Annotated in this window: 9 protein-coding genes; 3 read left to right on the forward strand and 6 right to left on the reverse strand. The window is 74.7% G+C overall.

The features are described 5' to 3' along the window. Positions 1-91: 91 nt before the first annotated feature. Together V7E46_RS13370 and V7E46_RS13375 are read left to right on the forward strand one after the other, a co-directional pair. Complete coding sequence (locus V7E46_RS13370) at positions 92-1,072, forward strand: SGNH/GDSL hydrolase family protein (protein WP_443054145.1); 981 nt, start codon at positions 92-94, stop codon at positions 1,070-1,072. Between the two features lie 77 nt (positions 1,073-1,149). Continuing rightward, positions 1,150-1,902, forward strand: a complete 753-nt coding sequence (locus V7E46_RS13375) for a ZIP family metal transporter (RefSeq protein WP_333768613.1) — start codon at positions 1,150-1,152, stop codon at positions 1,900-1,902. On the opposite strand, the gene V7E46_RS13380 is transcribed toward V7E46_RS13375, so the two are convergent. The 3 genes from V7E46_RS13380 to V7E46_RS13390 form a co-directional block, all read right to left on the reverse strand. After that, positions 1,871-2,632 (reverse strand): hypothetical protein, encoded by a 762-nt coding sequence (locus tag V7E46_RS13380; protein ID WP_333768614.1) that lies wholly within the window; start codon positions 2,630-2,632, stop codon positions 1,871-1,873. The two genes, V7E46_RS13375 and V7E46_RS13380, sit on opposite strands and share 32 nt — an antisense overlap. Before the next feature lie 80 nt (positions 2,633-2,712). Continuing rightward, the gene (locus V7E46_RS13385; protein WP_333768615.1) at positions 2,713-3,270 is read right to left on the reverse strand and encodes an isochorismatase family protein; all 558 of its coding nucleotides are present in this window, start codon (positions 3,268-3,270) and stop codon (positions 2,713-2,715) included. Continuing rightward, positions 3,267-3,752, reverse strand: a complete 486-nt coding sequence (locus V7E46_RS13390; protein ID WP_333768616.1) for a MarR family winged helix-turn-helix transcriptional regulator — start codon at positions 3,750-3,752, stop codon at positions 3,267-3,269. Before V7E46_RS13390 ends, V7E46_RS13385 begins: the two co-directional genes overlap by 4 nt. A gap of 160 nt (positions 3,753-3,912) precedes the next feature. Between V7E46_RS13390 and V7E46_RS13395 the strand changes: the two genes are divergently transcribed. Beyond that, the gene (locus tag V7E46_RS13395; protein ID WP_333768617.1) at positions 3,913-5,325 is read left to right on the forward strand and encodes a hypothetical protein; all 1,413 of its coding nucleotides are present in this window, start codon (positions 3,913-3,915) and stop codon (positions 5,323-5,325) included. A 94-nt stretch (positions 5,326-5,419) separates the two neighbouring features. On the opposite strand, the gene V7E46_RS13400 is transcribed toward V7E46_RS13395, so the two are convergent. From V7E46_RS13400 to V7E46_RS13410, 3 genes are all read right to left on the reverse strand, one after another. Continuing rightward, positions 5,420-5,776 (reverse strand): PRC-barrel domain-containing protein, encoded by a 357-nt coding sequence (locus tag V7E46_RS13400; protein ID WP_333768618.1) that lies wholly within the window; start codon positions 5,774-5,776, stop codon positions 5,420-5,422. A gap of 69 nt (positions 5,777-5,845) precedes the next feature. Then, the gene (locus V7E46_RS13405) at positions 5,846-6,409 is read right to left on the reverse strand and encodes a DoxX family protein (protein WP_333768619.1); all 564 of its coding nucleotides are present in this window, start codon (positions 6,407-6,409) and stop codon (positions 5,846-5,848) included. A 39-nt stretch (positions 6,410-6,448) separates the two neighbouring features. After that, on the reverse strand, positions 6,449-7,225 hold the full coding sequence (locus tag V7E46_RS13410; RefSeq protein ID WP_333768620.1) for a bestrophin-like domain: 777 nt from the start codon (positions 7,223-7,225) through the stop codon (positions 6,449-6,451). Between the last annotated feature and the right edge of the window lie 272 nt (positions 7,226-7,497).

The raw sequence follows: 7,497 nt of genomic DNA on the forward strand, positions 1-7,497 counted from the left end.
CGGGCGGCGCGGTGGTGTCCGGCCCATTGACAGCGCCCTCCGCGCCCCTGAGCCTTGACCGACGTCAGCGTCGACGCAGGGGAGGGGCCTCATGGCCGCCAGATTTGGCACGGGCAGCAGCAGGAGCGCGGTCACAGGGGCGGCGGCGCCCGAGCGGCCCGCGCCGGTGCGCCGCCGGGCGGCGGGCCTGGGCGCCGCGGCCCTCGGCGGGGCCCTCGCGCTGACCGCCGCGGCCGTCACCCCCGCCGCCGCCCACCCCGGCCCGCAGCACCGTCCCCAGCACGGCAGGCCGGCCGTCCACTACGTGGCGCTCGGCGACTCCTACACCTCGGGACCCGCCATACCCGCGCAGGTCGACGCGAACTGCGCCAGGTCGGACCGCAACTACCCCTCGCTGGTCGCCGCCGCCGGGCGCTACGCGAGCGTCTCCGACGTCAGCTGCAGCGGCGCCACCACCGCCGAGATGTGGAAGGCGCAGGGCACCAACGGCCCGCAACTGGACGCCGTCACCCGGGACGCCACCCTGGTCACCGTGCAGATCGGCGGCAATGACGTCGGCTTCGGCTCGATCATCGCCACCTGCGCGGGTCTGAGCGTCACCGCCCCCACCGGCAGCCCCTGCAAGCAGCACTACCAGGCGAGCGGCATCGACCAGCTCACCGTCAACGTCGTGAAGACCGCCCCGAAGATCGCCCAGGTGCTGCGGGCCGTCCACCGCCAGGCCCCGCGTGCCCGGGTCGTCGTGGTCGGCTACCCCGACCTGCTGCCCGACGACGGTGTCGGCTGCTTCCCCGCCGTGCCCTTCGCGGCCGGCGACTTCCCGTATCTGCGGGACACCGAGAAGAAGCTCAACGCCATGCTGCGGATCGAGGCGCTGCTCGGCGGCGCCGAGTACGCCGACACCTACCGGCCGACCATCGGCCACGACATGTGCAAGGCGCCCGCCGACCGCTGGATCGAGCCGCTGGTGCCCGCCTCGCCCGCCGCACCCGCGCACCCCAACGCCAAGGGCGAGGCGATCATGGCGCAGGCCGTCACCGCCCGGATCGGTGACTCGGGCAGCCGCCGCTGAGAAGTCGCAGGTAAGGGCACCCTGAGATAAGGCGACCCTGAGTCGCGGGCGCGCGCGGCGTCATGGATCATCGATCCATGCCGGTCCTGATAGCCGCGTGCGCCTTCGCGATGACCCTCGTCGGCGGAGTCGTCGCCCAACGCGTCGGGGACCGCCGCCACCTCGTCCTCGGACTCGCCGCCGGGCTGATGCTCGGCGTCGTCGGATTCGATCTGCTGCCCGAGGCGCTGGAGACCCAGCCCCGGGTGATCTTCGGGGTGCCCGCGGCGCTGCTGATGTTCGTCGCCGGCTTCCTCGCGCTGCACATCATCGAGCGCTCGGTCGCCATCCACCGCGCCCACGAGGGCGAGTACGCCCCGCACGCGCACGGCCACGGGCACGCGCACGACCCCGTCAAGGGCATCGGCGTCACCGCGGCGGCGGCACTGGTCGGCCACAGCGTCATGGACGGCTTCGCGATCGGTGCCGCCTTCCAGGCCGGCAGCACCGTCGGCATCGTGGTCGCCATCGCGGTCGTCGCGCACGACTTCGCGGACGGCTTCAACACGTACACGATCACCCGGCTGTACGGCAACGGCCGCCGCCGGGCGCAGCTGCTGCTCGCCGCCGACGCGATCGCCCCGGTGGTCGGCGCGTCCGTGACGCTGGCCTTCACCATCCCGTCCGGCGCGCTCGGCCTCTACCTGGGCTTCTTCGCCGGCTTCCTGCTCTACCTGGCGACCTCCGACATCCTCCCCGAGGCGCACAGCCCGCACCCGTCCAGTTCCACGCTGCTGTGCACGGTCGCGGGCACCGGCATCATGTGGCTGGTGATCGGTCTCGCTGACTGAGCCTCTTGGACGTCGCCGTGGCCGCCTTGGTGACGTCGGCCACCAGCTCCACCACGTCCGAGCCGTATGCCTGGGAATTGACCACCCGCAGCAGCAGGCAGAAGGTCGCGTCCACCCCGTGCTTGCGGGCCAGCCGCCCGTGGTGCCTGGCCAGATACCGTACGGCCGCCTGGTTGGCGATACCGCGCTGGCCCGAGGACAGGAAGACCGGCCGGTCGTTGCCCGTGTCGCCGGCCGCCGCGAGCCGGGCCAGCAGCACGTGCTCGACGGCGCCCTTCTCCAGCGGGTAGGTCTCGCCGCCGACCGTGATCGCGCCCTGCTCGGGGCCGGGCGCCGCGTCGGTGTTGACCTCGATCCCCGGCAGCATCGACCGCAGATGCGCCCCGAGCCGCAGATTCTCCGCCGGGCCGCCGATGCAGAACTCGGTGCGCGCGCCGAAGCCCTGCCAGGCCGTGTCGTGCGCGAGCACCTCCGCGTGCGCCCCGCACTCCTTGATCACCGCGGCCAGCTCAAGGAGTGCGAAGGCGTCGTGCCGCGCCACGCTCCAACTGCGCGGACCCGGGTCGCGCGGCACCACGAGCAGGCACTCGGAGTCCTTCGGCAGCCCGAAGAAGCGCCGCTTTCGCTGGAGCCTGCGCTGCCACAGATAGGTGCGGGCGAACCAGCCGAGCGCCACGCAGACGGCGGCCGCGGCCAGGCCAAGGACGAGATTGCGGAGGTCGTCGCTCATGGCGCGGCATCGTAGCGGTGTTCGAGCGGTGCCGACTATGGTGCGGGCCGGTGGCGGCGGGCGGCCCCCGCCGCCACCGGTCAGGCCGGGAGCAGCGCCAGGATGTCCGCGGCGGCGCCGGTCTCGCCCAGCCGCGGGAAGATCGTCGTGACGGCGCGGTCGTGCGCGGCGGCGTCCATGTCGGTCACCGCGTCGGTGGCCACCGTGACGTTGTAGCCGTGCTCGTACGCGTCGCGGGCCGTGGACTCCACACCGATGCTGGTGGAGATCCCGCACAGCACGATCTGGGTGACACCGCGGCGGCGCAGCTCCAGGTCGAGGCCGGTGCCGTAGAAGGCGCCCCACTGCTGCTTCGAGACGGTGATGTCGGACGGCTGCCGGTCCAGCTCGTCGACCAGCTCGGTCCAGCCCTCGGGGAAGGCCCGGGAGGCGGCGGGGCCGCCGTCGGTACGGCCGGGCGCTCCACCGGTGACGTTGACCAGCACCACCGGCAGGCCCGCCTTGCGGAAGGCGGCGGCCAGCCGCGCGCTGCGGGCGACGACCTCGTCCGCCGGGTGGGCGGTCGGCAGGGCGACGATGCCGCGCTGGAGGTCGATGACGACCAGGGCGGTACGGGAGTCGAGGGTGGTGACACTCATCGGGGGACATCTCCTGTGGGGTAGGGGTGCGGAACTGCGCCGTCGGCTTGCGGGGACTCCACCAGGCGGCGGAGCAGCGGGAGGGCGCCGGCCAGGGCGTGGTGCTCCTCCGGGGTGAGCCGGGTGTCGATCGCCCGCGCCAGCCAGCCGCGCCGGGCCGCCCGGCCGGAGCCGAGCAGCTCCCCGCCCTCGGCCGTCAGCGAGAACACCACCTGCCGGCCGTCGGTGGCGTGCGGGGTGCGGGCGACGAGCCCGCGCTCCTGGAGGGCGGCCAGCGTCATCCGCATCGACTGCGGTCTGACCAGCTCACCGCGGGCGAGCGCGGCCGTGGTCGCCGGCCCCTCCCGCCCCAGCCGTCCCAGCACCGACTGCTGCGAGGGGGTCAGCTCCGCCTGCGCGGAGACCGCCCGCAGCCGCCTGGCCAGCTGGGCGACCAGCGTGGTCAGCTCGTCCGCGGTACGTGCGCGATCGGCTGGCGGCATACCGCCACCGTAGGAGATCAACAGGAAAACTTACAAGTTTGCCTGTCGAGTCGGCTGCCGATTCTGTCGCCGCCGGAAAACAGCCCGTAGCAGTGCCGTAACGCCCCGGGTGTCCAATGCCGGACGGACAGCGGTCCGGCACGTGGCGGGGGAGGGTTTGATGGCGGCGGAATTCACGTACTACTTCCGGTCCTTGGTGGCGGCGCTCGGCGAACGGCCGGGCTGGTACGGGCTGTACGCACAACGTGAGCCCGGCGCGGCCCGCGCCCACGAGACCGGGCTGGAGGTGCCGCCCTGGGACGTGGTCAGGACCGTGCTGCGCGACCTCGCGGTCAACTCCGGCGCCGGCGACGTCGATCCCGGCGAGGCGGGACGGGCGTACGCCATGCACCGTGCCGCCCTCGCCGCCGAGGACGCCGCTCCTGACGCCGAGGCCCGGCTGCGCGGCCGGCTCGCGGTGGCCACCCGGGCCCGCGAGACAGCGGTTTCCCGCGCCCGTGAGGCCGCCCGCGCCTACGCCCACCACCCCACAGTGCCCCGCGCCAACGCGCTGGCCTGGACCCGCGACGAGCTGACCCGCACCACCTCGCGCTGCACGGACCTGCACCAGCGGCTCGCCGCCGTGGCCCTGCCCGAACCCGAGCAGCCGGCCCCCGCGCCCGAGACCGCGCCCGCGGCACGGCGACCGCGGGGCGCGCGCTTCGCCGGGGCCTTCGAGCCGACAGCCAAGGCGGCGCCCGCGCCGGAGGCGGCCAGGCCCGCCGCGCCGCGCGGGGCACGCTTCGCGGGCGCGCCCGAAGCCGGGGCGGTCGCCCTTCCCGGCGCTCCCGGCGCTCCCGGCGCGCCCGCCGCCCGTTTGCCGCGGGGCGCTCGCTTCGCCGGGGCGCCCGAGCCGGTCGCGCAGCCGCAGCGCCCGGTCGCCGACCCCCGGTGGGCCGCGGAAGCGCGGACCGAGGCCGCTCGCCTCGGCCGGCTGCGGCAGTCGGGGGAGAGCGGCGCCGCCTACCTCGTACTCAGCGCCGCCGCCGAAGGCCCGGCCGAGCGGATTCCCTACGTGGTGCGGGAGTTGGAGCGCACCGGCCTCGCCGCGGACGTGGCGACGCTGCTCTGGGAGATCGCGGCAATGGCGCCGCGGCCGGTCGCGGACGCGGTCTTCGCCCTCGCTGCGGACGGGCGGGGGGAGCACTCTCGCACCCTGCTGCACCAGGTGGCCGCGCGGGCGGCGGGTGATGTCGCGCTGGTCGCCGACCTGCTGCACGCCGGAGGCCGCTCCGCCGAGGCCGGCGAACTCCTCGAAACGGTCGCGCGCGGCCGTAACGCCGACGCCGCCGCCGCGGTGGCCCGCGCCCGCCCCACCCTCACCGACCTGCTCCTCGCGGCGGCGGCCCGGGTCTCCCCGCCCTGCCACCGCGACCTCGCCGCCCCCCAGCACCACCGCCTGCCCTGCAGTCCTAGCGGACCGGGCGGCGGCCCGACCGGCGCCAGCGGCGGCCGAGGTAGGCGAGGTCGGCGACGAAGAGCACGATGCCGAGGACCAGCAGGAAGAGCAGGCCGTGGACGACCGCGCCGATGAGGCCCAGCACCATCGCCACGATGATCAGCAGCAGAAAAAGAACCATGACGCGGTACCTCCTCGGTCCGGTCGGCCGCGCGGGCGAGCCGTGGGGTCAGCGGCGGGCGAGCTGGCGCTCGCCATTGGCGCCGGGCTGGTAGGGAAGGCCGTAGTGCTTGAAGAGCGCCGGCTCGTCCTCGGCCGGCAGGACGTCGTCGGTGCCGATGGACGGTGATTCCCTGACCAGCGCCCTGTCGTAGCCGACCTTCACATAGCCGGGCCCGACCTGGGCGTCGTCCAGGGGGACGAACACCAGCCGGTGGCGGGTGGGCAGTCCCACCTGGACGGTGGCCATCGCGGGCTCGTCGGTGCTGGTGTCCACGTAGACGGCCTCCAGCGTGCCGATCTTGTGGCCGTCGGGGTCGACGACGTCATGCGTCCGCCACTCGCGGATGTCCCCGATACGGATCATGCTCCTGGTCCTTTCGCACGGCCGGATCGAACCGGCGTCACACTCACAGCCTTCCCCGGACCGCGCGTCTCAGTTCACCGGAAGGCGGGCGCGTACGCCGTCGGCGAGGTCCCGCACGCCGCCGGTCAGGCTGTCCGCCGCGGAGTGGACGCCGTCACCTGTCCTGTGCACCCGGTCGGTGACGGCGTCCGTCGCGTGCCGGGCGCCGCTCTTGGTGCGGTAGGCGAGCGACGGTTTGCCGTGCGTGTCGGCGGCGGCGAGCAGCAGTGCGCCGAGCAGCGACAGGTCGGCGAAGAACCGGCCGCGCTGCCGGGCGCGTTCCTCGGGGTCGGTGATCGTCCAGAAGGGGTCGACCGCGAGCGCGGCCGGCGCCAGGGTGACGGCCAGCGCCGCCGCGGCCACCCGCGGCATCCGGCCGAGCGCCAGCAGGGCCCCGGCGCCCACCTGGACGGCGCCGGTGATCCTGGCCAGCTGCTCGGGATCCTGCGGCAGCTTCCGGAGGCGGTCGGCGAACGGCAGCGCGGTCGGTGTCACGTCGGACGGCGACGCCTCGGGGTGGCGCAGCGCCGCGTAACCGCCGCTGACGAAAACCGAGGCGAGCAGGGGACGGGCGAATTTCCTCAGTACGGCCATAACGCCCGTCTGCCCCGGCCGGCCGCCCCGACACGTGGGTCAGCGCTGCGGTGCGTCCATCTGGCCGAAGCGCGTCTCGGCGAAGACGAAGGCCGTCCTGCCGGCCCCGAAGGGCTCCCGGAAGGGGTGGTTGAGCTGGGCGGTCAGGCTGATGGCGAAGGCGACCGCCGCGGCGGCGAAGCACAGGGCGACGAGGTGGCGCGGCGTCGCGGTGAGGCCGAGGACCGCGGGGAAGGCGACCAGGAAGGACCCGGAGACGACCATCGCCAGCCAGATGATCCGGGGTATCCCGGCCTTGGCCGCGGCGGCCCGGTCGGTGCGCGTCTCGTACACGGTCGCCAGCGCGGACTGGGCCGCGGTCTTGGCCGCCTGCTGGTCGGGCCGCACGGCGACCGCGCCGCGGACGGCGCCGCGCACCCGGTCCAGCGCCTGCCAGGTCGCGGGGCTGGTCCGCCCGTGGCGGAGTTCGGGGAATTCAACGGTACGGACATCCGCGGTGTACCGCCGCAGCAGTCCGCGCACGGTGGTGCGGTCGGCTGCGGCCAGGCCGCCCGCGGCCCAGTAGGCGTCGGTCAGCGCGCGCGCCTCGTCGTAGGTGCCGGAACGCGCGGTGCTGAGCGCCGACCAGCTGCCGGCGACCTGGAAGCCGGTCAGCAGGATGAAGGAGCTGAGCAGCACCGCGCCGATGATGGACAGCGCCTGGCTGCCGTAGTCCCCTTCTGCCGTGACGCGGCCTCTGCCGAGGAATCGGCCGAGGCAGAAGGCGAAGGCGGCGCCGCCGAGGGTGGTCAGCAGGGGGACGGCGTAAGGCGACATGGCACTCCCATGGGGTCGGGCGGGCTCGCGGCAAGCGCCCTGCCGAGTACCGCGACAGCGTGGACATGGCACTCCCAGGGGTCGGGCGGGTGGTTCTAGCGCCGGCGCCGCGCCTGGCGGAAGGGGACCGCGGCGAGCAGCGCGGGCAGCAGGACGGCCGACATCGTCAGCAGCCACCAGCGCGCGGCGTCGCCGGAACCCCGGTCGTACGGCTCGTCGGCGAGCGGCGGCAGCACGCCGGCGGTGGCGGCCGGGGCTGCGGGGGAGGGGCC

Origin of the sequence: Streptomyces sp. IBSBF 2435 (assembly GCF_036815005.1) — a bacterium.
Classification (GTDB): domain Bacteria; phylum Actinomycetota; class Actinomycetes; order Streptomycetales; family Streptomycetaceae; genus Actinacidiphila.

What these genes read in the sequence shown, in the direction of transcription:
- V7E46_RS13395 (WP_333768617.1), top strand. Translation starts at nt 3,913, where the DNA reads ATGGCGGCGGAATTCACGTACTACTTCCGGTCCTTGGTGGCGGCGCTC.
- V7E46_RS13410 (WP_333768620.1), bottom strand. Translation starts at nt 7,225, where the DNA reads ATGTCGCCTTACGCCGTCCCCCTGCTGACCACCCTCGGCGGCGCCGCC.
- V7E46_RS13380 (WP_333768614.1), bottom strand. Translation starts at nt 2,632, where the DNA reads ATGAGCGACGACCTCCGCAATCTCGTCCTTGGCCTGGCCGCGGCCGCC.
- V7E46_RS13390 (WP_333768616.1), bottom strand. Translation starts at nt 3,752, where the DNA reads ATGCCGCCAGCCGATCGCGCACGTACCGCGGACGAGCTGACCACGCTG.
- V7E46_RS13375 (WP_333768613.1), top strand. Translation starts at nt 1,150, where the DNA reads ATGCCGGTCCTGATAGCCGCGTGCGCCTTCGCGATGACCCTCGTCGGC.
- V7E46_RS13400 (WP_333768618.1), bottom strand. Translation starts at nt 5,776, where the DNA reads ATGATCCGTATCGGGGACATCCGCGAGTGGCGGACGCATGACGTCGTC.
- V7E46_RS13370 (WP_443054145.1), top strand. Translation starts at nt 92, where the DNA reads ATGGCCGCCAGATTTGGCACGGGCAGCAGCAGGAGCGCGGTCACAGGG.
- V7E46_RS13405 (WP_333768619.1), bottom strand. Translation starts at nt 6,409, where the DNA reads ATGGCCGTACTGAGGAAATTCGCCCGTCCCCTGCTCGCCTCGGTTTTC.
- V7E46_RS13385 (WP_333768615.1), bottom strand. Translation starts at nt 3,270, where the DNA reads ATGAGTGTCACCACCCTCGACTCCCGTACCGCCCTGGTCGTCATCGAC.